24 protein-coding genes are annotated in these 24,461 nt (G+C 39.6%); 1 reads left to right on the top strand and 23 read right to left on the bottom strand.

Features of this window, described 5'->3' with window-relative positions:
• Positions 1-440 precede the first annotated feature (440 nt).
• From pyk to H7U01_RS04930, 9 genes are all read right to left on the bottom strand, one after another.
• A complete protein-coding gene (pyk, locus tag H7U01_RS04890) occupies positions 441-1,943 on the bottom strand; it encodes a pyruvate kinase (RefSeq protein ID WP_002890793.1) in 1,503 nt (500 codons plus the stop codon).
• A 69-nt stretch (positions 1,944-2,012) separates the two neighbouring features.
• A complete protein-coding gene (pfkA, locus tag H7U01_RS04895) occupies positions 2,013-3,032 on the bottom strand; it encodes a 6-phosphofructokinase (RefSeq protein ID WP_013990713.1) in 1,020 nt (339 codons plus the stop codon).
• Positions 3,033-3,124: 92 nt separating this feature from the next.
• The gene (locus H7U01_RS04900) at positions 3,125-6,235 is read right to left on the bottom strand and encodes a DNA polymerase III subunit alpha (RefSeq protein ID WP_201041209.1); all 3,111 of its coding nucleotides are present in this window, start codon (positions 6,233-6,235) and stop codon (positions 3,125-3,127) included.
• 168 nt (positions 6,236-6,403) lie between these two features.
• A complete protein-coding gene (gene leuD, locus H7U01_RS04905; RefSeq protein ID WP_002890790.1) occupies positions 6,404-6,994 on the bottom strand; it encodes a 3-isopropylmalate dehydratase small subunit in 591 nt (196 codons plus the stop codon).
• Between the two features lie 11 nt (positions 6,995-7,005).
• Complete coding sequence (gene leuC / locus H7U01_RS04910) at positions 7,006-8,397, bottom strand: 3-isopropylmalate dehydratase large subunit (protein ID WP_201041210.1); 1,392 nt, start codon at positions 8,395-8,397, stop codon at positions 7,006-7,008.
• A 30-nt stretch (positions 8,398-8,427) separates the two neighbouring features.
• Entirely contained in the window at positions 8,428-8,709 is a 282-nt protein-coding gene (locus tag H7U01_RS04915) for a DUF1294 domain-containing protein (RefSeq protein WP_125411889.1), read from the bottom strand.
• A 4-nt stretch (positions 8,710-8,713) separates the two neighbouring features.
• A complete protein-coding gene (gene leuB / locus H7U01_RS04920; RefSeq protein WP_002890787.1) occupies positions 8,714-9,751 on the bottom strand; it encodes a 3-isopropylmalate dehydrogenase in 1,038 nt (345 codons plus the stop codon).
• Between the two features lie 18 nt (positions 9,752-9,769).
• Positions 9,770-11,326 carry a 2-isopropylmalate synthase gene (locus H7U01_RS04925; protein ID WP_002884004.1) on the bottom strand — a complete coding sequence of 519 codons (1,557 nt, stop codon included), beginning with the start codon at positions 11,324-11,326 and terminating at the stop codon, positions 9,770-9,772.
• A 346-nt stretch (positions 11,327-11,672) separates the two neighbouring features.
• Complete coding sequence (locus H7U01_RS04930; RefSeq protein WP_000240128.1) at positions 11,673-12,365, bottom strand: phosphoglycerate mutase; 693 nt, start codon at positions 12,363-12,365, stop codon at positions 11,673-11,675.
• Between the two features lie 255 nt (positions 12,366-12,620).
• Between H7U01_RS04930 and H7U01_RS04935 the strand changes: the two genes are divergently transcribed.
• Entirely contained in the window at positions 12,621-13,556 is a 936-nt protein-coding gene (locus tag H7U01_RS04935; RefSeq protein WP_037601112.1) for a dihydroorotate oxidase, read from the top strand.
• A 62-nt stretch (positions 13,557-13,618) separates the two neighbouring features.
• Here the strand turns inward: H7U01_RS04935 and H7U01_RS04940 are convergent, their stop codons facing one another.
• From H7U01_RS04940 to H7U01_RS05005, 14 genes are all read right to left on the bottom strand, one after another.
• Entirely contained in the window at positions 13,619-13,819 is a 201-nt protein-coding gene (locus tag H7U01_RS04940; protein WP_002890779.1) for a hypothetical protein, read from the bottom strand.
• Between the two features lie 59 nt (positions 13,820-13,878).
• Positions 13,879-14,154 (bottom strand): HU family DNA-binding protein, encoded by a 276-nt coding sequence (locus H7U01_RS04945; protein WP_002884048.1) that lies wholly within the window; start codon positions 14,152-14,154, stop codon positions 13,879-13,881.
• A gap of 136 nt (positions 14,155-14,290) precedes the next feature.
• A complete protein-coding gene (locus H7U01_RS04950; protein WP_064524638.1) occupies positions 14,291-14,863 on the bottom strand; it encodes a YpmS family protein in 573 nt (190 codons plus the stop codon).
• Entirely contained in the window at positions 14,856-15,731 is an 876-nt protein-coding gene (locus H7U01_RS04955) for an SGNH/GDSL hydrolase family protein (protein WP_198463190.1), read from the bottom strand. Before H7U01_RS04955 ends, H7U01_RS04950 begins: the two co-directional genes overlap by 8 nt.
• Complete coding sequence (locus tag H7U01_RS04960; RefSeq protein WP_201041211.1) at positions 15,724-16,566, bottom strand: DegV family protein; 843 nt, start codon at positions 16,564-16,566, stop codon at positions 15,724-15,726. The genes H7U01_RS04955 and H7U01_RS04960 overlap by 8 nt, the downstream gene beginning before the upstream one ends.
• 69 nt (positions 16,567-16,635) lie before the next feature.
• Positions 16,636-18,306: a DNA repair protein RecN gene (gene recN / locus H7U01_RS04965; RefSeq protein WP_201041212.1), complete on the bottom strand. Its 1,671-nt coding sequence runs from the start codon at positions 18,304-18,306 to the stop codon at positions 16,636-16,638.
• 8 nt (positions 18,307-18,314) lie between these two features.
• Positions 18,315-18,761 carry an arginine repressor gene (locus H7U01_RS04970; protein WP_002890762.1) on the bottom strand — a complete coding sequence of 149 codons (447 nt, stop codon included), beginning with the start codon at positions 18,759-18,761 and terminating at the stop codon, positions 18,315-18,317.
• Complete coding sequence (locus tag H7U01_RS04975) at positions 18,748-19,575, bottom strand: TlyA family RNA methyltransferase (RefSeq protein WP_002884054.1); 828 nt, start codon at positions 19,573-19,575, stop codon at positions 18,748-18,750. The genes H7U01_RS04970 and H7U01_RS04975 overlap by 14 nt, the downstream gene beginning before the upstream one ends.
• Positions 19,568-20,440, bottom strand: a complete 873-nt coding sequence (locus H7U01_RS04980; RefSeq protein WP_037598866.1) for a polyprenyl synthetase family protein — start codon at positions 20,438-20,440, stop codon at positions 19,568-19,570. The genes H7U01_RS04975 and H7U01_RS04980 overlap by 8 nt, the downstream gene beginning before the upstream one ends.
• Positions 20,440-20,655 carry an exodeoxyribonuclease VII small subunit gene (locus H7U01_RS04985; RefSeq protein WP_002884058.1) on the bottom strand — a complete coding sequence of 72 codons (216 nt, stop codon included), beginning with the start codon at positions 20,653-20,655 and terminating at the stop codon, positions 20,440-20,442. Before H7U01_RS04985 ends, H7U01_RS04980 begins: the two co-directional genes overlap by 1 nt.
• The gene (xseA, locus tag H7U01_RS04990) at positions 20,645-21,973 is read right to left on the bottom strand and encodes an exodeoxyribonuclease VII large subunit (RefSeq protein WP_107372968.1); all 1,329 of its coding nucleotides are present in this window, start codon (positions 21,971-21,973) and stop codon (positions 20,645-20,647) included. The genes H7U01_RS04985 and xseA overlap by 11 nt, the downstream gene beginning before the upstream one ends.
• Positions 21,974-22,159: 186 nt before the next feature.
• The gene (locus H7U01_RS04995; protein WP_107372966.1) at positions 22,160-22,921 is read right to left on the bottom strand and encodes a hypothetical protein; all 762 of its coding nucleotides are present in this window, start codon (positions 22,919-22,921) and stop codon (positions 22,160-22,162) included.
• Between the two features lie 127 nt (positions 22,922-23,048).
• Positions 23,049-23,693 (bottom strand): endonuclease III, encoded by a 645-nt coding sequence (gene nth / locus H7U01_RS05000; protein WP_021144303.1) that lies wholly within the window; start codon positions 23,691-23,693, stop codon positions 23,049-23,051.
• Positions 23,693-24,391: a DnaD domain-containing protein gene (locus H7U01_RS05005; RefSeq protein WP_004182658.1), complete on the bottom strand. Its 699-nt coding sequence runs from the start codon at positions 24,389-24,391 to the stop codon at positions 23,693-23,695. The genes nth and H7U01_RS05005 overlap by 1 nt, the downstream gene beginning before the upstream one ends.
• Positions 24,392-24,461: the final 70 nt, after the last annotated feature.

Raw genomic sequence — 24,461 nt, forward strand, 5'->3', positions numbered from 1 at the left:
CATTAGAACTTTTAAATTAGTAAGTCATTATTGAAATAAAAATGGTTGGTTATCAACTCAGTCCTTCTAAAAAAGATAGCTTATAACCATCTTAACTATAGTTTAGAAGCCTATTTAACGACATTTTTTATCCTGTTGTTTTCAAGAAAAGCAAAATTTCTTTGAAAAGATAATTTCCCTCTTCGCTAAATACTTTCTAAGTCATATGACACTTAGAACTAAATCTGTTGAAAATACAAACCAAATCAGCCATCTTGCTTTAAACCATTCGGAATAAGTATGATATTCTTCACTTTTTCACTTGTTATTATTATCCAATTGATTTACCTACCTACGCAAAAAGCTCTATAATCTCTTCAATAGTTTAACCTACTAAATCGATTATAGAGCCAAAAAAAGAAGATCCTAAAGACCTTCTTTCAATTTAAGTTCTACTTAAATTATTTTACTGTGCGGATACGCATAGTGTTTGTACCACCTGTACCTACTGGAACACCAGCAACGATAACAATGTTATCACCAGATTCTACAAGACCTGATTCCAATGCAACTTTTTCAGCAACATCAAACATATCATCAGTTGAGCTTGGTTTTTCAGTAACTACTGGAATAACACCCCAGTTAAGCATCAATGATTTTTGAGTAATTTCATCGAATGTTACAGCCAAGATATCAGCTTCTGGACGGTATTTAGAAATCAAACGAGCAGTGTTACCTGATTCAGTAAGAGCAACAACAAGTTTGATATCCATTGAGTTAGTAGCATCTTTAACTGCAGACGCAACTACTTCAGTCTTAGTTGAACGGTCAAATGTTGATGAATCAAGACGACCATACTCTTTAAGAAGAGTTTGAGCGTTTTTATCAATTGTAGCCATTGTACGAACTGATTCAACTGGGTATTTACCATTTGCAGATTCACCAGAAAGCATTGTAGCATCTGTACCATCGATAACTGCGTTGAATACGTCAGATACTTCAGAACGAGTTGCACGTGGTTTTTCTGTCATTGTTTCAAGCATGTTAGTAGCTGTAACAACAACTTTACCAGCAGCGTTTACTTTTGTGATGATCATTTTTTGGTAAACTGGAACCATTTCGAATGGTACTTCGATACCCATGTCACCACGAGCAATCATAATACCGTCAGCAGCTTCGATGATTTCATCAATGTTATCGATACCTTGTTGGTTTTCGATTTTAGCCAACAATTGAACGTGACCATTACCAGTTTCTTCACAGATAGCACGAACTTCTTGTACATCTTTTGCAGTACGTACGAATGAGATAGCGATAAAGTTAAGACCTTGTTCAAGACCAAAACGGATATCAGCGTTATCACGTTCAGCAAGTGCTGGGAAAGGAATTTTAGTGTAAGGGATGTTTACACCTTTTTGTTTAGCGATGATACCATCATTTTCAACATCAACGATGAATTCACGTTTTTCAGCATCTTTGTCTACAACACGAAGACCAAGTTTACCATCATCGACAAGAACTTGTTTACCAACTTCTACATCGTCAAAAACGTCAAGTGCACCTGCAACGTTCAAAGCGATAACGTCGCGAGTTGATTTGATACCTTGTTTAGTAGCAACACGAATTTGTTCACCAGTTTTGTATGCATACTCTTTAGCATCACCTTCGAACAATTCAGTACGGATTTCAGGTCCTTTTGTATCAAGAAGGAAACCTACTTTTTGACCAGCAAGGTCTTCTGCCATACGAACGACATCCATACGTTCACCTTGTTCAGCGTGGTCACCATGTGAGAAGTTGAAACGGAAAACGTTGGCACCTTCCTTGATCAATTGAGCAATGTTTTTAGCAGATGCTTCACGGTCAAGTTTTTCACCCCAGTAACCATCTTCACCAAATTTTTTGCCGCCACGGATTTCAACCGCAGGACCAAGTGTTGCAACGATTTTTACACGTTTATTCATGATAAATAAAACTCCCTTATATTTTTTGTCGCATTAGCGACGGATTAACAATAATTTAAGTAACTGAGATTAGCTCAAGTTAGACAATGAACGGTTAAGGTCTGCAAAGTCAAGACGTGCTTTGTGAGGATTGTTGACGATAATTTTACCGTCTTCAGTAAGACTGAACAAAGCTCCTTCTTCTGCTGTACCAAGGATTGGGCTTTCAACAAGCTCTTCATTGTGGATACCAACAGCTACACCACCAATACCTTGTTTAAGGAGGTCAACCGCATGTGCACCCATCCATGAAGCAAGAACACGGTCACGCGCAGTTGGTGAACCACCACGAACCACGTGTCCAATGTTTGTTGCACGAAGATCTGAAGTATCTCCAGCTTCTTTCATTTTAGCTGCAAATTCTTCAGCACCCATGACACCTTCAGCAACTACGATTACATGGTGAGTTTTAGCACCTGATTCGTAACCTTCTTTAACTTTACGTACAACTTCATTAATATCATACTCTTCTTCAGGTACGATAATTTGGTCTGCACCAGAGGCAATACCAGCCCAAAGAGCGATATCACCGGCGTTACGTCCCATAACTTCAACGACGAAAGTACGTCCGTGACTGAAAGCAGTGTCTTGAATCTTATCGATAGCTTCTGTTGCTGTTGCAACAGCAGTATCAAAACCAATTGTGTAGTCTGTACCAACGATATCGTTATCGATAGTTCCTGGAAGACCAACAGCTGGGAAACCATGTTCAGTCAAACGCATAGCACCATGGTAAGAACCATCTCCACCAATAACTACTACACCTTCGATTCCATGTTTTTTAAGTTGCTCAATACCTTTAAGTTGACCCTCAAGTTGGGCAAACTCAGGATAGCGAGCAGACTGAAGGAAAGTTCCACCACGGCTGAGGATGTTGTCTACGCCTTTGGCATCAAGTTGGAAGATATCTCCTTCAACCATACCAGCGTATCCACGGTTAATGCCGAAGACCTCAATTCCTTCAGAAATTGCTTTGAGAACAACTGCACGAGCGGCAGCGTTCATACCAGGGGCATCACCACCACTAGTTAAAACAGCAATACGTTTCATTATTCCTGATACTCCTTTTATATATTTAACATTTTAATTATAACACAAAGAATTCTAAATGGCTTTAAATTTGAAAATATTTATTGTTTTTTTTACCGTAAAACCGTTTTCAGCACATAAGGTGCTAATTCCCGATTAAGTTCCTCGTTCTTAGTTACTCTGTATCTTTGACTAACGATAGTTTCCTTACTTCCTTGATAACGGATAATGACAGGAATGTGTCCAGGATGCTTAGCTAATATTTGAGAAACTTCTATGTCTTTATCATGATTCTCAAGTAAAATCCAGAAACGCTCCGTGCTAGCTTCCTCCATGTTTGACAAGATTAACTGAATGCGTCCATCACGCTCTTGGGTCCGTCCATCAAGATAAAAGAGACCACCTTCACTTAATTTATCCTTATGATAGAAATAAGTTTCTGGAAATAGGGTAACATCAAGTTTATTGATCCCATCAGTGACGTTCAGAAAGGCCATCTGATCACCTTTTTTAGTTCTGATAATTCGAACGGATTCTATCTGAACCAAAACCGTTGCCTTAGTATTAACAGCCAAATCAGAAATGGCTTGATAGGGACGAGAGGCCATTTTTTGAGCCAAGTGTAAAGGATGGGGGCTAAGCCCAACTCCTAGTAACTCCTGTTCTAAATTATAACGATCCTTCTGGCTATAGTCTTCATAATCAACCCAAGAGTAAGATGACTCTGCAAACAAACTTCCTAACTCATTGACAAAAGTAAAGAGGTTGCTTAAATTACCAATGATTTTCTGACGATTTGGTTCAAAAATATCAAACAAACCAATCTGGATAAGAGGTGTCAGACTATCGACTTTCTGATATTTGCTAGGAATACGTGTCAAAAAGTCTTCTATAGAAATGTATTTACCATTTTGTTTGCGATCCTCAATAATCCAAAGGGCAAAATCTCTTGGCAAGCCTTTGATAGTCTTAAGACCTAATACAATCTTTCCATCTGAAATCTTGTCCAGATAGGGAATTCTATTAATATCAAGTCTGGCTAGAGAAAAGCCATTTTCAATTGCATCCTTAATGTAATCACTAGACGAATAGTTTAACATGATGTCATAGAAAATCTGAGGGTAATGCGTTTTGAAATAGGCTAATTGAAAGGCTAGTGCTGAATAAGCATAGGCATGACTTCTATTAAAGCCATAACCTGCAAACTTAGCCATCATACTAAAGAGTCGTTCAGCAATCTGTGGGTTACGTCCCAACCGACGACTTCCTTCCATGAACTCTTCGGACATCTTGGACATTTCATTGGCATCTTTTTTCGACATTGCCCGACGAAGCAAATCGGCTTTTCCGAGTGTAAAGCCTGCAAATACTTGGGCAATTTGCATAACCTGCTCTTGATAAAGCATGATGCCATACGTAGGCTCAAGGATTGGTGCAACTACTGGATCAATCAAATCTACTTTTTCCTTACCATACTTACGAGCGATGAAATTATCTGTATAATCGCTAGCTCCAGGTCGGTTAAGAGAGGTTGTCGCTACCACTTCTTCGAACTTAGCGGGTTTAATCCGTTTAAGAAGGTTAATAGCACCCGCCTGCTCAAACTGAAATATTCCCTTAGTTTTTCCCTTGGCAAAAAGAGCTAGGGTCTGTGGATCTTCCAAATCAATTGATTTGATATCTATAGAGACTCCCTGCTCTTCTTCAAGTTTCTCCTTCATTTTTTGAACAAAGGTCAAATTACGGAGGCCCAAGAAATCCATCTTAAGCAAGCCATTGGCTTCGACCGCGGAGGCATCGTACTGAGTAACCATCATATCCTCACCAGCTTTTAGAGGAATATGGTTGGTTAGGTCATCGTCACTCATCACTATACCAGCAGCATGGATTGAGGTCTGTCTTGGTTGGCCTTCAATAGCCTTAGCAATCTCAAAAGCCCTCTGAAATTCTTGTCTTTGATTAATCAACTGTCTAAATGACATATTTTTCTCATAGACAGAGATCAAGGTGTCACGAAAAGAAATCTTTTTACTAAGTTGTGACAGTTCAAATTCCTTGGCTCCGAAACGTTTAAAAACATCTCGGATAGCCTGTTTGGCCCCAAAAGTTGAAAAAGTAACAATCTGAGCAGAGTGCTTACTACCATAACGGTCCCTAACATAATGAAGAAACTCGCTTCGATAGATATCAGGCAAGTCGATATCTATATCAGGCATGCTATAACGTTCTTCATTTAGAAAACGCTCAAAAAGCAAGTCATTTTTAACGGGATCAATTCCAGTAATATCAAGGACATAGGCCACCAAGCTTCCTGCAGCAGACCCACGTCCCATTCCCATATAATAACCACGGCTACGCCCAAAGCGTAATAAGTCCCAGACAATCAAGAAATAATCATCAAAGCCCATCTGATGAATGATAGACAATTCTTTGTCTAAACGTTCCTGATAAACTGCTGCGCTTAACTTTTTAGTTTCTAATCCAGATTGGGCTAATTGACGTAATTGGTCAACTGCTGGCATATCACGATTAAAACGGGGAAGCTTCAAATCCGTATCAAATTGATAAGTAATATCTGAAACAAGTTGCTCCAAATTGTTCAAAGCCTCTGGAATATCACTATATGCACTTTCCATTTCTTGAGGCGAGAAAAGAAGCTGATTCATAGGACAAATAGAGGCCTCTGACAAGGAAACGTTTTGTGAGATGGCGTGTAACATCTGAATCGTCGAGCGATCTACATTCTCAAAATAACGCACTGTATGTAAAGGAATTACAGGATAATCAAACTCTTTGCCAGCATCTTCTGGCCTTACCCCAATAAAAACCTCTGAACCAAGAGTCATCCCTGGCTCCCAGTCTTCACTCGGAAGGATGAGGGCAATAGCATTCAGATAGTCCGAAAAAGCTGTAAACTCGCGTTGCCCTGAGGAGAGCTCTGTTGCCAACTTCATCAAATTTTTATAGCCCTGATTATTTTTTGCTAATAGACGAAAAGGAATTTTTCTTCCCTCGTAAAATAGATTAGCTTCCATACCAATCAAAGGACGTAAACCCTTGCTACTTGCAAACTGAGCAAAATGATAAGCAGCATAGAGATTGTCACGATCCATCAAACCAAGGGCTTGATAGCCAAGCTCTTTGGCACGCTTAATGTAGGTGGTCAAATCTACAACACTATCCATGAAACTATAGACAGATTTTGTATCCAATTGTGCAAACATGAAGGCCTCCTTTCTATCCTTCTATTATAGCATACGCTCCTTGTAAAAACGCCTCTACCATGTTAACTGTTTCAAACAAAAAGAATGAGATAGAACAACACCTTAAACATTGTCCTTATCCCATTCTTTTAAGTCCTCATTATTATTTTACAAACACATCATTGTTTCTTATTGCCAATATGATGGGCGTTGTTTTTCATAGGCAGCAATCAAATCTTCATATTGAAGAGTGATTCCAATATCGTCAAGCCCTTCAACCAATTTACGTTTCCACTCATGATCGATATCAAATGGAAACTCTCCTGCTGAAGATTTAATCACTTGGTTTGGAAGGTCAATCGTAATTTCTTCACCTGCAGGAAGAGCAGCCAATTTTTGACGGACTTCCAAAGGTTGAACGATTGGCAACATACCATTCTTCAATTCATTGTTATAGTGAATATCTGAAAATGATCCAGCAATAACACAACGGAAACCGTAATCTTCCAATGCCCATGCAGCGTGTTCACGAGATGACCCCGAACCAAAGTTATCACCAGTAACCAAAATAGTCGCATCGCGATACTCAGGTTTATTGAAGACGAAATCAGGATTTTCATCGTAATCATCATTAAGGTAACGCCATTCAAACATCAAATTCTTACCGAAACCTTTTTTATCAACAGCTTTCAAGAATTGTTTGGGAATGAGTTGGTCCGTATCGATGTTATCATTCATCAAAGGTACTGATTTCCCTGTATAGACGGTAAATTTTTCCATTATCTTCTCCCTTATGCTTGAACTTCTGGCATATCGCGGACATCTACAAATTTACCAGCGATTGCTGCAGCTGCTGCCATTGCTGGACTACAAAGATGAGTACGAGCACCATATCCTTGACGTCCCTCGAAGTTACGGTTACTTGTAGATGCACAGTGCACACCTTCTGGAACATGGTCTGGGTTCATACCAAGACACATTGAACAACCTGGATCGCGCCATTCAAATCCTGCATCCATGAAAATTTTATCCAAACCAAGACGTTCAGCTTCTTTCTTAACTGGACGCGAACCTGGAACAACAATAGCTGTCAATGTCGGTGAGATATGTTTTCCTTTAACGAATTTAGCAGCTAACTCAAGGTCGCTAAGACGTGCGTTAGTACAAGAACCAATGAAGACATAGCCAAGATCAATATCTTTAGCATATTCACCAGGCTTAACGTCCATATACTCGTAGGCACGTTCATCATTAAAGTCCTTGATTTCTGGGAATGGTTGATCAAACTCAACACCCATTTCAGGGTTAGTTCCCCATGTAACCATAGGTGCCAATTCTGAAACATCAATAGTAATCACTTTATCATATTCAGCATCTAGATCTGAAACCAAAGTTTTCCAGTCGGCTACTGCTTCTTCGAATTTCTCACCCTTAGGTGCGCATGGACGCCCCTCAACATAATCATAAGTTTTTTGGTCTGGATTCATAAGACCCATCTTAGCACCAAATTCAATAGACATGTTACAGATGGTCATGCGTTCATCCATTGAAAGAGCATCGATAGCTTCACCACAATATTCAACTGCGTATCCTACACCAGCATCAACGCCATAGCGTGCAATCAGTGCAAGAATAAAGTCTTTTGAATAAACACCTGGCTGTGGTTTACCAACAAATTCAACCTTCATTTTCTTCGGTTTCACTTGCCACAAACATTGTGTCGCAAAGACATGTTCTACCTCAGATGTACCAATACCAAAGGCAATAGCACCAAAGGCACCATGAGTAGCCGTATGACTATCTCCACAAACGACAAATTTTCCTGGTTGACTACGACCTGTTTCAGGACCAACCATGTGGACAATCCCCTGACGAGCAGTACCGTGGGTAGCCGCATCAATACCAAATTCCTCAACGTTTTTCGCCAAAGTATCAATTTGGTTTTTAGAAATAAGGTCACGAATGTTAAAAATATCAACCGTAGGAACGTTGTGGTCTGTCGTACCAAAAGTTAAATCTGGGCGACGAACTTTACGTCCAGCATCACGAAGTCCCTGAAAGGCCTGTGGACTTGTAACCTCGTGAATATAATGCTGATCCACATACATCAATTGTGGTTCGCCCTCATTTCCAGTAACGACGTGGCGTTCCCAAAGTTTATCAAAAATTGATTTTCCGCTCATAAAATACTCCAATTATAATCTAAGGATTAGCTAATCCGAAAGTCTTGTTAGAATAAGGTATAAAAGAAAGACATCTATAACAATACCTATAAGCCAACATAGCTTAAAATACCATTTGTTAATTTTATGTCTAAAAAGTCTCCCACCTAGAAAGGCACCAATACCACCAAAGATCAGTGTCTGTAATAATAATGCCTTCTCAGAAATCCGTCTCTTATGTCGGATAGCCTTATGTTTATCAAGGCCATAAACGGATAAGACGACTAAATTCCACACCAACAAAACACTTAGTAACACTAATTTCAGTGTCATGAGTTTAGAGATTGCCAATAATAGCTGCTGTCATTTCAGCAGTCGAAGCCTGACCACCCAAATCACGTGTCAAGATGCCTTGATTCAAGGTCTTATCAACAGCATTTTCAATCAATTCTGCCCCTTCAGTTTCATTGAAACTTTCACGTAACATCATAGCTACTGACAAAATCATTGAAATTGGATTGGCAATACCTTGACCAGCGATATCTGGTGCTGAACCATGGATTGGTTCATAAAGACTTGGACCATTTTCAGAGTGACTGGCAGATGGCATAACACCTAAAGTTCCTGGAAGGACACTTGATTCATCAGACAAGATATCACCAAAAAGGTTTTCTGTCACAACCACATCAAAACGAGCTGGGTTGGTAATCATAATCATTGCGGCACTATCAACGAGCTGATGTTCAAGAGTTACATCTGGAAACTCCAAAGAAACTTCATCAGCAACCTTACGCCACAATTTAGAAGTTGCCAAAACATTTTGTTTATCAATGCTAGTGACCTTTTTGCCACGACCTTGGGCAATCTTGAAGGCACGACGCATGATACGACGAATCTCATCTGCTGAATAATCATTGATATCGCGAGCCTTATCTTCTTCCAAAATGTGCTCACCAAAGTAAATACCACCTGTGAGCTCACGAACAACGACGAAGTCTACGCCCTCAATACGCTCAGGTTTAAGAGGTGACAAGTGTTTCAAAGCATCAAAGATGCGGACAGGACGGATATTAGCAAAGAGATTCAACTCCTTACGAATGGCCAAAAGTCCTTGTTCAGGACGAACTGGCGCATTGTCATATTTAGGTCCACCAATTGCAGCCAAGAGGATAGCATCTGCTGATTTAGCAGCATCCAAAGTTGACTTAGGAAGTGGATGACCCTCGGCATCAATGCCAGCACCACCAAATGGTTTAGCATCGATGTCGTAATCAAATCCAATTTTTGAAGCTACTTTTTCAAGAACTTCAAGACCTGCTGCCATAATCTCAGGTCCAATTCCATCACCTGAAAGTGTTACAATTTTCTTTGTCATGTTTAACTCCTCTTCGGCTTATGGAAGATCACGATAAGAAACCTTACGTGCCATCTCACCAGCATTTTCTTTTTGAACCAATGTATTAGCATTGATATAGGCAATTGCTGATGCTTTCAAGACATCAAAGTCCAAACCAGATGCATTGAAAATAGTATCTGTATCTACATTTTCTACAGTTACAAGTACACGCGCTTGCGCATCAATACCATCAGTTACTGCGTCAATATTATAAGAAGTCAAGCGAACTGTTTGGTTGAAGAATTTGTCAATAGCATTGAAGATAGCTTCAACTGACCCTTGGCCATTTGCCAAAAATTCAACAGATTCACCGTCTTCATTAGCCAAACTTACTGTAGCAGTGATTGTTTCATCAGCATTAGTAGTCAAACGAAGATCTTCGAAGTGGAAACCTTCTGGATTATCTACACTAGTACCAGCAACAAGTGCACGAATATCTGCATCAGTAATATCATGTTTTTTCCCAGCCAAGACTTTAAATTTGGCAAAGAGTGGTTTGATATCTTCTTCCACAAAGTCAAGCTCAAGTTCTTTCAATTTTTCAACAAAGGCATGACGTCCTGACAATTTACCAAGAGGAAGACTGTTACTCTTCACACCTACCAATTCTGGTGTGAAAATTTCATAAGTTTGTGGGTTCTTAAGAACACCATCTTGGTGGATACCTGATTCATGAGAGAAGGCATTTCCACCAACAACAGCTTTATTTTTAGGAACAGGAATACCTGAGAAGCGAGAAACAAGCTCTGATGTATTCATAGTTTCATTCAAAACAATATCACAACTTGCTTGGAAGAAGTCTTCACGAATTTTCAAAGCAACAGCTACTTCTTCAAGAGCAACATTACCCGCACGCTCACCAATACCATTAACAGTTCCCTGTACACGTCCAGCACCATGTTTAATTGCTGTCAAAGTATTTGCAGTTGCCATACCAAGGTCATCGTGACAGTGAACACCAAAGACAACTTTATGATCTGATTTAATATTTTCAGTCAAGTGATCAAAAATACGTGCAAACTCTTCTGGAGTCGTAAAGCCAACTGTATCAGGAATATTAATATATGAGGCACCAGCATCAACTGCTGTTTGAACAACTTCAGTCAAGAAATCAAGCTCAGTACGAGTAGCATCTTCAGGAGAAAACTCAACAACTTCAAATTTTGAACGTGCATATGACACATGTTCTTTTACAGCTTCAAGAATTTCTTCTTTTGATTTCTTCAATTTAAACTCACGGTGAATCGGACTTGTTGCGATAAAGACATGAATTTGTGGATACTTAGCATCTTTTAAAGCCTCATAACAAGCATCAATATCAGATTTTACTGAGCGAGCCAAACCAGTAACAGAAGTTGTTGTCATAGCTTCCGCAATTTGTTTTACGGCCTCAAATGAATCTGGGCTAGCTGCAGGAAAACCTGCTTCGATTACAGAAATTCCCCATTTTTCAAGTTGTTTAGCAATGGCAACTTTTTCTTTGATTGAAAAGTTAACACCAGGTGTTTGTTCCCCATCACGAAGACTTGTATCAAAAAATTCAACTTTACGCATAGACAATCCTCTTTCTAAAAGTAAAAACGATAGTAGTAAAAAAACATCTCACTCGGAAACCCAAGCGAGATGTTTTTACCTCCCGCTTGGTAAGCCAAACAGGACTAATGCTTTTGCACTAGCCCTCATTACGCAATAGCAAAACAGTTGTAGTTGCGAATGTCATTTGACTCATTTCCTTTCGATGTATCTTGGTTAATATGATACATCTTTCCAACTTGAAAGTCAAGGAAAAATTACTGAATTGACTGACTTTTCTGACCACTATTTACATTTATTTTCAAGAAAAGAAAAAAGCTGACCGAAGTCAACTTTTTATTTGTTAATGATAACTACTTATCTCAGCTTATTTTCCGAGGTAGTATTCGCTAACAACGTTCAATTTTTCATCAAATTCGAATACCAATGGTGGGAAGTTTGGAATTTCAACATCCATGATTTCGTCATCTGACAATTGTTTGATATGTTTTACAAGGGCACGGATTGAGTTACCGTGTGCACCTACGAATACGTTTTTACCATCTTTAAGAGCTGGAGCGATTTTATCTTCCCAGAATGGAAGGGCACGTTCCAAAGTAACTTTCAAGTTTTCAGCATCTGGAATTACTGAGTCATCAAGTGAAGCGTAACGACGGTCAGTGTGTGCTGAGTGCTCATCATCACGATCCATTGCTGGAGGCAATACATCATATGAACGACGCCAGATGTGAACTTGCTCATCACCAAATTGCTCAGCAGCTTCTGCTTTGTTTTTACCAGTCAAACCACCGTAGTGACGTTCGTTCAAGCGCCATGATTTTTCAACTGGAACCCAAAGTTGGTCAGATGCTTCAAGAGCCAAGTTAGTTGTTTTGATCGCACGTTTCAATACTGATGTGTATGCTTGGTCAAATTCGATACCAGCTTCTTTGATCAATTTACCAGCGTCGATAGCTTGTTGAGTACCTTTTTCAGAAAGATCTACGTCAGCCCAACCTGTGAAAAGGTTAGCTTTGTTCCATTCAGACTCACCGTGGCGAGCGAAAACCAATTTTACCATTAGTTGTGTCTCCTTTTTATTTTGGGTTAAACCCATTTACTGTATCTATTCTACCCAAAAAACCTTGAAAAAGCTAGCAAAATCCAAAAAATTCTGTAAAATTCTATTGCTTCTTGTCTTGGCAAAAAGAGACGATATCAGAATTTCGTTTTAGAGGCTTTAGCCCGTCCAATATTTCCTTGTTTTAGGCCCCTTTTCATGCTAAAATGAGATGAAATAGTAACATTTTACTTTGTGATCTTTAAGGAGGATCTTATGGTTTCTACTGCTACAAAAGTTGGTCAGTTTACATTTGCTAACTGTCTTATGAATGCCGCTGGTGTTCATTGTATGACTAAGGAAGAATTGGCAGAGGTTGAGGCTTCAGCTGCAGGTTCATTTGTCACAAAAACAGGAACACTTGAGGCCCGTCCCGGTAATCCTGAACCACGTTATGTGAATGTACCTCTTGGGTCAATCAACTCAATGGGATTGCCAAATAACGGTTTCGAATACTACCTTGACTATGTCATTGAATTACAAAAGCAACCCAATACAAAAAATCATTTTCTTTCTCTCGTTGGTCTTTCTCCTGAGGAAACACACACCATTCTTAAAAAAGTTCAAGAAAGTGACTATGAAGGGCTGGTTGAACTCAACCTTTCATGTCCTAACGTTCCGGGGAAACCTCAAATCGCTTACGATTTTGAAACAACAACCGAGATCCTAACTGAAGTCTTTTCTTACTTTACGAAACCTCTTGGTGTGAAATTACCACCATACTTTGATATTGTGCACTTTGACCAAGCTGCTGCCGTTTTCAACCAATTCCCACTTGTCTTTGTTAACTGTGTGAACTCAATTGGTAATGGCCTTTACATTGAAGATGAGTCTGTTGTCATCAAACCTAAGAATGGTTTTGGTGGTATAGGTGGTGACTACATCAAACCTACTGCCTTGGCAAACGTTCATGCTTTCTACCAACGTTTGAAACCTGAAATCCAAATTATTGGTACTGGTGGTGTAAAATCTGGTCGTGATGCTTTTGAACACATCCTTTGTGGCGCAAGTATGGTACAAGTTGGTACTGCCCTTCAAAAAGAAGGTGTCGCTATTTTTGACCGTATTACTAAAGAACTTAAAGAAATCATGGAAGAAAAAGGTTACGAAACTCTTGAAGACTTCCGAGGAAAACTTCACTACATCGACTAGTCTATAAAAAAAGTTTGGAAAATCTTCCAAACTTTTTTTGTTATTTGATGAGGATTCTCTTATTAGACAAGACCATCATCATCGCGTTCATCCCAGTCTTCAAAAGGGTCCTTGCCCTCTTTTTCAGCTTGAAGACGTTTCTGACGCGCTTCTTCAATTTGTTCTTCACTTGGCTTCATCAGTTTGCTAATAGCAACAATACCTGATAGTTTAATAACAGTAAAAACCAAAAGAAAAATCAATACCACTGTTATGGTTTTCATAGATTTCCTTAACTTATTTCGTATAAATCAAAACCCCTAAAATCTTAGGGGTTTTTACATTATTTAACTGCGTCTTTAAGAGCTTTACCAGCTTTAAATGCAGGAACTTTAGAAGCTGCGATTGAGATAGCTTCACCAGTTTGTGGGTTACGACCTTGACGAGCAGCGCGTTCGCGTACTTCAAAGTTACCGAAACCAATCAATTGTACTTTTTCACCTGCAGCAAGAAATTCTTCGATAGAAGCGAAAACTGCATCTACAGCTGCTGCTGAATCTTTTTTAGTAAGCTCAGTTGCTTCTGCAACTTTAGCGATCAAATCTTGTTTGTTAGCCATTGTAACAATCCTCCAATTTATTTCTAAGCGAATAGTTTTTTTAGCGCTTGAACAAGTATTATCTTATCCTAAAAGACCTATGAGGTCAAGTAATAAACGCTAATTTAATCGCTTTTTTGCAAAAAGTAAAGGCTTTTTAATTTATTGTCTTATAGATGTCAAATTCGATACGGTCATTAACCAAATCTAGGCTTTGAGCACGTGCTGTTATCCCCTTCTCATTCTTCATAGACTGAATATTTAGGGTAACCTTTCCCTTCTTACTATCGATTGCGATGTAATCAGGAAGGTTAGTCGAACGTTTAATCATCTTAAGGGCATCCGAAACAGGCAATTTCAAGGTTCCAGCTGAAAGCTCAGAAACATGCAGTACAATTGCTCCTGATTCACTAACAACCGGCGTAAAATAGACATATAGAGGAACAGGATGACCTAAAACCTTATAGCTACTTTCAAAAACAATTTTAGAATTGGTAACCTTGACCTTGAAACGCATCTTATCAGTCGAATAATCCTGGGCAAAGCCTGTAAGAGCAGCGTCAAGCTCATCCTTAGTCATACTATATTTTCCAATTTTAGTTGCTCCCTTGGGTAGGGATACAGAACTTGTCGTCTCCACTGGAGTCATGATTCTATATGTCACAACACTTACTAAGGCTAGATTTAAGGCCAAGAGCCCTAAAAATAGCCACTTCCATATCTTACTCACCTGACCACTCCTTCTTTGTTTGGTTAATACGTTTCAAAATGGCATCTGACATAATTTGATAACCTGTATTATTTGGATGAAAATGATCATCCTCAAAAAGAGCATCGTTCAGGCTATCTTGAGAAGATTTACTAGACTGAGAGGTATCATCAGAACTTGTAACACCGCCCTTACCATCAATTCCCTTATAAAGCAAATCATTTACAGGAACAAAATACACATTATCGTACTCTTTGCACACCTCTTCAGTAGACTGGTTCCAATTATCTACAATAGTTTGCATTTCTGTCATCTCTGGAAAATTAAGATAAAAAGGATTGTAAATACCAACAATATAAATTGGTAATGTTTTATTTTCCTTGCGAGCTAGCTCAATAATCTGTCTTAATCTCTTTTGATAGGCCTGAGCAGGCTTAGTGAAGGTAGCTACATTAAGATTCGTGATATTGTCCTTAATGACATGGATCACATCATTACCACCAACTGTCAGAGTCATCACTTTAGCCTTTTTGAGATCTCTTTGAATATCCTTCTTTTCTTGCATTCTTTTGAGAATTTGATTACTCGTATTCCCCGCAATACCGTAGTTACGAGAAGTCACTTGCCAGTCAAAATCTGACTCTAATGCCTGTGATAGCACAGGAACGAATCCTCCTTGATTACTACTATCACCTACTCCTTGAGTAAGGGAATCACCAATAGCGACATAGGTCACATTTTCATTTTTGATAGATTTAATCTTTTCTGCAATTTTTGATGACTGATGCGTACTAGGAATGATAAAAATGAAGAGTCCGACAAATAAGAGAAAAAGCAAGAAGAAGCCTACGAGGCTTCTAACTAATTCTGATTCTTTCCACTTATTCATAACGAAGCATTACGGCAAAGGCGCCTTCACCAGTGTGCGTTTGAATGATGGAACCAGTCTCAAGGATTGAAATTGGAGCACCCAAAACCTCAAGTTTTTCAGCCAGTTCATGTGCTAAATCAGGTGTTCCTGCATAAGAAATACCAATCTCTGCCACTTTGCGGTCCTTATCCTTGATACCATTAATATAAGAATCTAACCATTTCGTGAAAGTCTTAGCTCCTCGCCCCTTAGCAACCGTATTCAACTGATAGTCTTTCAACTCCATGATGACACGGATATTAAGTAATGAAGACAGAAGACCTGTTACACGTCCAATACGACCACCTTTAACCAGATTCTCAAGGGTAGAAACACCAATATGAAGTTCTGATTTATTTTTCACTTCTTCAACATGGGCTACAATCTCATCAAGACTAGCTCCTGCTTCGGCTAATTTAGCTGCCTCAACAACTTGAAACTTGAGGCATTGATCCGTAAAGCCTGAATCGATGACAGTTACATCTGCTCCTGAAAGACTAGCTCCTTGACGTGAGGCTTCACATGTCCCAGAGAGTGTGTGCATAATGTGGATTGCCACAATTTGTTCTGCACCTTCTTTGACAAGATTTTCATATGTCTCAGCAAACAAACCTACAGGTGGTTGGCTTGTCTTTGGTAACTCTTTACTATGCTTCATCATTTCCAAGAAACGGCCTTCTTCTCGAAGGTCACTATCTGAATAGATGACACCGTCCACCATTACCGACAATGGGACAACAGTGATATTATATTTTTTAACCAATTCTGGTTCAATCGTGATTGACGAATCGGTTACAATTCTGATTTTACTCATATTTTTCTCGCTTAACACAAATTTTTATTCTATTATAGCATGACTGGAAAGTTTTTCCCAAGTCTTTTCCTAAAGAGAGTCATCCACCTTTAACAAAGCTCTTGCTTGACTCAAGGCAGCCTCCGTCACGTTATCACCTGCTAACATCTTAGCGATTTCTTGCACCCTTTCCTCAGGTGTCAAAAGACGAACACGAGAGACTGTTGTCTCATTATCGCTTTCCTTAGAAATAAAAAACTGATAATCAGCAATAGCAATAACTTGCGGAAGGTGACTGATGGCCAAGACCTGACCATGACTCCCAATCTTATGAATCTTCTGAGCGATGGCTTGGGCAACACGTCCTGAAACGCCAGTGTCAACCTCATCAAAGACGATACTTGTTTTATCTTCTTTGCGGGCAAAGGCTGACTTAATCGCTAACATGAGTCGTGATAATTCACCACCTGAAGCTACCTTAACAAGCGGTTTAAAGCCTTCACCTGGATTGGTTGAGATGTAAAACTCAACCTGCTCATTACCATCACGATTAAATTTCCCCTTAGTAAAGGTGACTTTAAAATCAGCCTTATCCATATAGAGGTCACACAACTCGCTCTTAATCTCAGCTTCAAGAGCCGTAGCAATTTGATGGCGTGCTGTTTGTAGGGTCTCCGCAGACGCAAGCAGGTCCTTTTCAAGTTGCTTAAGCTCTTGTTCCATAGCATCTGACGAGCTAGAGTTGCCTGTCAGAAGATTGTATTCTTTACTTGAATTTTCCAGATAATCCAAGACGTCATCGACAGTCCCACCATATTTACGAGTAATGGCATTAATGGTATCTAAGCGGTGTTCAATCTCTTGTAAACGCCCAGCATCAAAGTCCAGATTATCCAAAAAATCACCTAGTTGCTTAGTGACATCTTCCAGAACATAATAGGCTTCTGATAGATTTCCAGAGAGTTCTTTGTAATCAGAGTCATACTCTTCAAGAGACTGGAGGTCATTCATGGCAGAACGAACATTTGAAAGGCTTGAAAAATCTTCATTATCCAGCATGACATAGGCATTTGTTAAGGTATCAGCAATTTGCTTATGATTAAGAAGCTTGTCTCGCTCCTGCATCAAAGCCAAATCTTCTCCTGATTTTAGAGAGACTGCTTCAATTTCTGAAATCTGAAAAGCTAGCATTTCAATTCGAGCCTTATGCTCCTGCTCATTTTTCTGCTTTTCTAGAACAGCTTTTCTTAACTCACGATAGCGGTCAAAATACTCCTGGTACTCTTTCTTAGTCTGGAAAAATTCCTTGTCACCAAAGGCATCAAGCATGATAATATGCAGAGCAGGTTTCATAAGCTCTTCCTGGTCATGTTGTCCATGGATATCTACCAAGAAGTGCCCAACAGCCTTAAGCGTCGTTAAATTGACCATCTGCCCATTGATACGACTAACACTTCTACCATTTTGGAAGATTTCACGACGGATAATCAATTCATCCTCAACAGGAATTCCATTATCTTCCAAGATACTAACCAAGGCAGGATTTTGTTCGATTGAAAAGAAGCCCTGAATTTCAGCCTTAGATGCTGAATGACGGACGACCTCACTAGAAGCCCTAGCACCCAACATAAGATTCATAGCATCTATAATAATGGACTTACCAGCACCTGTTTCACCAGTAAGGACGGTCATACCATTCTCAAAGTTTAGAGAAATCTCTTCAATAATTGCGAAATTCTTTATCGTAATTTCGAGAAGCATAGGCCCTCCTATTCTTCAACCCACTTAATGATTTGCCCCTGTAGCTCAATAGCTGCTAACTCTGACTGAGCCACTAAAAAGAGGGTATCATCATCAGCAATAACACTAAAAATCAAATGCTTGTACTCATCTAAAAGAATCTTCTTGATGAGGCGGCTTGTCCCAGGTTGAACAACGATATTCATAAAGGCATGTTGACGATCAACGCGCAACAAGCGACGAGTCGCAACAGAGGTTCCACCTACTCGTCTAGGAGCAGTTGAGAGCCCATAGATGTAAGAACCGTCTTCAGTTGGTACTTTGGTAATACCAATTTCATTGATATCACGCGATACAGTCGCTTGAGTAGCCTTTAATCCCTCATTTTGGAGTAATTTTACCAATTCTCCTTGAGTCGTAATTTTATTTTCTTGGACAATCTTTCGGATTAACTCCAAACGATCATTCTTCTTCATTCTTTTTAAACTCCTTGTGTGCTTGTGCTACAACTTCCTTAATAGAGGTTTGAGCATCATTTTGAGGAGAATTTGTCTTCTCCAAGTGTGCGAGAAACTCAATGTTACCATGACCACCTTGAATAGGTGAAAAGTCCAGCCCCTTAACTGAAAAGCCATAGTCAACCGCAAAAGCAGTCACTGTTTCTAACACTTTTTCATGGACACTGCTCTCACGGACAATCCCGTTTTTCCCAATTTGTTCACGGCCCGCCTCAAATTGTGGTTTCACAAGAGCAACAACTTGCCCCCCATCAACCAATATCTTAGCCAAAGCCGGTAGAATCAGATTAAGAGAGATGAAGCTGACATCGATTGATGCAAAAGACGGTAGTCCTTCTGTAAAGTCGACAGGTTCAGCATAACGAAAATTATATTGCTCCATAGAACGAACACGCTCATCTTGACGTAATTTCCAAACCAACTGATTGGTGCCGACATCAACAGCATAAACCAGTTTGGCCCCATTTTGAAGCATAACATCAGTAAACCCACCTGTTGAGGCTCCGATATCAATGGTCGTCATACCTTCAACTGACAGATTAAAAACTTCCAATGCTTTTTCAAGTTTGAGTCCTCCACGACTCACATACTTAAGTTTTTCACCTTTAAGCTTCAACTCTGTACCGTCGTCAATTTTTTCACCAGGTTTATCGTAACGCTCACCATTGATAACATTAACAACTAAACCTGCCATTACGCCACGTTTTGCTTGTTCTCGTGTTTCAAAAAGGCCTTGTTTATAAGCCAAGACGTCTACTCTTTCCTTAGGCATGGAGTCGTAACCTTTCTATGATTTCTATAATACTGTCTTTCTTGAAACCTTGAGTCTCAGCTAGATTTTGGAAAATAGCCTCAGCTTTACTAAGTGATTCCTCGAGGATAGCATGTGATTTTTCCAGACCAAGAAGAGCCGGATAGGTTGATTTTCCCGCTACTACATCTTTTCCAGGTGTCTTTCCAAGTTCTTCGAAATCAGCAGTCACATCCAAAATATCATCACGTACTTGAAAGGCAAGACCAATCAGTCGACCAGCTTCTTTCAGATTTTCCAAAACCTCTAGATTTTTTTGAGCAACAATACCAGCCGCCACAAAAGGAAAGGTTAAAAGCTTACCTGTCTTATGCTCATGAATTTTAGACAGTTGCGATAAATCAAGTTCCTGACCTTCACCCTTCATATCCAACATCTGGCCACCAACCATACCGAAGGTGCCTGAGGAATGAGACAATGCTTGAATCAATTGAACTCGAATTTCTGCTGATAGCTCTGTTTGGGCCAGGAGATCAAAGGGATCCAAAAAGAGAGAATCACCAGCCAATATCGCCGTTGCTTCATCAAATTTCTTATGGTTGGTTAAACGTCCTCGACGGTAATCATCATCATCCATAGCCGGCAGATCATCGTGAATCAGACTTCCAGTATGAATCATTTCAAGACTCGCTGCAACATCGAAATGACTAGGAGTTAGCTCTAAACCAAATCCTTCAAGTAAATCTAAGAAAATCAGTGGACGAATACGCTTACCGCCACTATCAACTGAATAAAGAATAGCAGTGATTAAATCACTTGATACAGGAAGATTCTTTTTTTGGTAGTAATCACGGATAGCCGCATCAATTTTATTTAGCTTGCTCATTAGGCATCCATTTCCGTTTCTGTACCATCTGCTTGCATAACCTTAACTAGTGTTTTTTCAGCATCTTCCAAGGTCTTCTGCAAATCCTTAGACAAGGCCATACCTTTTTGGAACTCAGCAATAGCATCCTCAAGAGCAACATCACCTGTTTCGAGCTTAGTGACAATGGCTTCTAAGTCCTGTAAATTTTCCTCAAATGTTTTTTTAGTTGACATTTTTCACCTCTACTTCTAGTTCTCCATCTCTCATTTGGACGGTTAATTGATCACCTTCAGTAATATTCTTGGTACTGGTTAAAGGTTTATCATCTTTTTTGACAATGGCATAGCCCCTTGCAACAATACGGCTAGTATCTAGAGACAATAAAGCATCCTGTGCCTTTTCTAATCTCACACGGTTACCATTAATGGTGTTCTTGGTTGTGGTCACCAATAAACGTTGCAAAGACTCTCGACGGTCTTGATAGTTCTGAACACTGCTCAGAAGATTTAAGCCTTGTAAGCGTTGTTTCAAAAGTTCCGCTTTTTTTTGCTTTCGCTCGAAATCTTGACTCACGAAGGTTTCAAGCCTTGTTGTTAGTCGATCCAACTTTTGTAAATAACCATCATATAGGCGCTCAGGTTGCCTAAAGACAACAGATTGTGACAGTTTAGCTAAACGTTCTTGATTGTACTGTATACGTCTCAAACAGGCTTGATAAGCTCTATTTTGTCTTTCACGAATCCAAACCAAGGTATCGGCCTTTGATACCGGAGTAGCAAGTTCTGCCGCTGCTGTAGGTGTGGCAGCCCTTCGATCTGCAACAAAGTCAGCCAAAGTCGTATCTGTTTCGTGACCAACACTTGAAATCACAGGTAGACGACTCCCAAAAATGGACTGAACAACAATTTCCTCGTTAAAAGCCCAGAGGTCTTCAATAGAACCTCCACCACGACCAACGATAAGTAAATCTAAGTCATCCCTTTGATTGGCTTTTTGAATATTTTCAGCAATTTCCTGTGCAGCTCCTTCACCTTGAACCTTGGTAGGGAAAAGTAAGATTTCTACCCCTGGAAAACGACGACTAACGGTCGTAATAATATCTCGAATAACCGCACCACTAGGACTTGTGACAACCCCGATTTTTTTGACAAAATTAGGCAGCGCTTGCTTATGACGATCATCAAAGTAGCCTTCTGCAGTCAATTTTTTACGAAGCTGTTCAAACTGGATAGCCAAAGCTCCAATACCATCCGGCTCAGCCTTCTCTATAATAATGGAATAAGAGCCACTAGGCTCATAAATCTGGACACGACCTACGACATTGATCTTCATCCCTTCTTCGAGTTCAAAACCAAGTTTTTTGAAAACTCCAGCCCAAATCGTCGCCTGAATAACAGCTCCTTCATCCTTAAGCGAAAAATATTGGTGACTCGGGCGGCGACGAAAATTGGAAACCTGTCCCGTCAAATATACCCTCTCTAAATAAGGATCACGGTCAAATTTCATTTTCAAATATTTGGTTAAGGATGTGACCGATAAATAGTCTGACACGACAACTCTCCTTTATATAACCTATCCTCGAAAACCTGAAGACATTAAAAAAGTTCTGTAGAACCATCATCCCCAAATCTTCTCAGTCAGCTTTTTAATTGTATACACGATTACCTTAAATTATACCAAAAAAGACTGTCAAAAGACAGTCTCAACCACCATAGTCAGGTGTTTTATATAGTTTCATTAATCGGTTGTATAAGTTTTTGAAACGACGTCCCAAGAATCGCTTGAACCGTCAATACCACCATAGGCTTCGAGTTGTCCCTTCTTATCTACACGGAAAAGAAGAACATCATTACCATAGGCATCATAAAGTTGAGCATAAACTAGGTTATCATCATCATCCGTCCATGAATAAACCTTCCAACCTAGATTTTTATAATTTTCTCCAGTTGAACCTTGTTCTTTAGCATAGGTGGAAACAACCCAGTCTTCTAACTGTTGATCAGACAAAGATGAGGTATCAACTTGAGAGGATTGATTATCAGATGATGCTGCAGCTGCTTCCTTACTTTTTGCTAACTGACCGTTTTTCCATGGATTTGTTTCACTCTCTTTTTGGTTATTACTATACCACATCAAGGTAACAACAGGAATAACCACTGCAAGTACCGCAACAACTCCAATTACCCATCTAATGTTTTTAGGATCTTTGAGTTTGTCAAAACTCGAAACTTTTCTTCCCTTTGTAGTTTCATTTTTACGACGTCTAAATTCGCTCACAGCTTTTTCCTCTTTTTCTTGAAAGTAGTCCCTTTTTTTCTTTTCCTCTTGTTCCAAGAGCTTTTGCACTTCCCTACGACCCTGTGGATCACTCGTTTGAGCCAATGAAATCTGCAACTGAAAAATACGATTATCCAAAGCTTGCTCATATTCTTTGGCTGCTTCTCTATCACCATTATCAGCTAAGGCTCTCAGATACTCTTCATTACTGAATTCAGCCATTCACTAAATCGCTCCTGCTTCTAAATCGTTTCTTCTATTTTCTTAAAGCCTGAGACTTTTGTCAAGTTACTAGTTTGTAACAAATTCTTACATTTGTAAAAAGCCGAAGAAAATCACATTCTTCAGCTTATTTCTTAGTTGTTTCTTTATAATACTTACAATAACTTTGAAGAGGACAGGTCTGGCATTTAGGATTCTTAGCTAAGCAATGATAGCGTCCAAAGAAAATCATACGGTGATGGCTGATAATCCAATCCTTCTTTGGGATTTTCTTCATCAATTCTGCTTCGATTTCCTCTACACTAGCATCCTCTGGGGCGATATTTAGCCTTTTAGAAACACGTGAGACATGCGTATCTACAGCAATAGAAGGAATGCCATAAACCTCAGCTAAAACCACATTAGCTGTTTTTCGTCCCACACCAGGTAGACTTTCCAATTCCTTATGCGTTTTCGGAACCTGTCCATCAAAATTCATTAAAACAGCTCTAGCAGTCTTGATGATGTTCTTTGCTTTATTCTTGTAAAGACCAATCGTTCGCAAACACATCTCAACATCATCAAGATTGGCAGAAGCCAAATCCTCAATTTCTGGATAACGCGCCCACAAGCCTGGTGTAATCTTATTAACAGCCTTATCGGTTGTCTGGGCTGATAAAATAACAGCAACTAATAGTTGGAAAGGCGTTTCCCACTCCAACTCTCCATGAGCATTGGGAAACATCTCTCCCATGAGAGCTAGAGCCTCATTAACACGTTTTCTTCCTAACATTATTGGCCACCCCATAATTGACGGGCGGCATCCATTCCTGTTTTGAAGTCATCCGAAACCTGATGATGGTGCTTCTTACCTTGATGCTCCAAACGACGCTCTTCAACTTGAATTTTCGTCGTAATACCACTCAATTTCCAGTTACGCAAAACCCCTTTGATGTAATTCCAATTTGTCTTGCGGTTAAATACTGCTTCTTTCAAAGCCTCACGGATAAGTTCAGGATCAGTATGTTCTTCTTGGATTTCCTTGTTTAAATCTTCGATAACCATAGGATTCAAGATTCCCAAAGCTTGTTCTAACTCATCTGTTAATTGCTTGATGAGCTGTGTATTTGTTGGCTGACCAACGACAGGCCCGGTCGTTGTCTTTTCATTGCTCACTAACTTATCCAAAACTGCCAAGGCAGGTGAAGCATCTACAACCATCTCAATTTCATTATTAACCTTAATAGTCGTGAAGTCAAGGAGTCCAGCCTCAGTCAATGTCGTAATACTTTTATTAACCTCAGTTGGTGTCTTTCCAGTTGCTTGCGCTATTTGACTAGAAGCTACTTCTCCAATCTGGGTTGTCGTTTGTAGATAGAGAAACTGCCAAACCAGAAAGTCATCCGCAGATGGGAAAATATCCTTAAAGTGGAAAAATAAAGCATTAGGAAGGACCAGATTGCCTGATCGATACTGTTCAAAAAAACTCATATTTACCTTTCAGAGTAGCTAGACACCCCAAAAGTCTTTATGCGCTCACATAAGTCTTTTGAGAATGTCT

The organism is Streptococcus sp. 21.1, assembly GCF_016648635.1.
Classification (GTDB): Bacteria; Bacillota; Bacilli; order Lactobacillales; family Streptococcaceae; genus Streptococcus.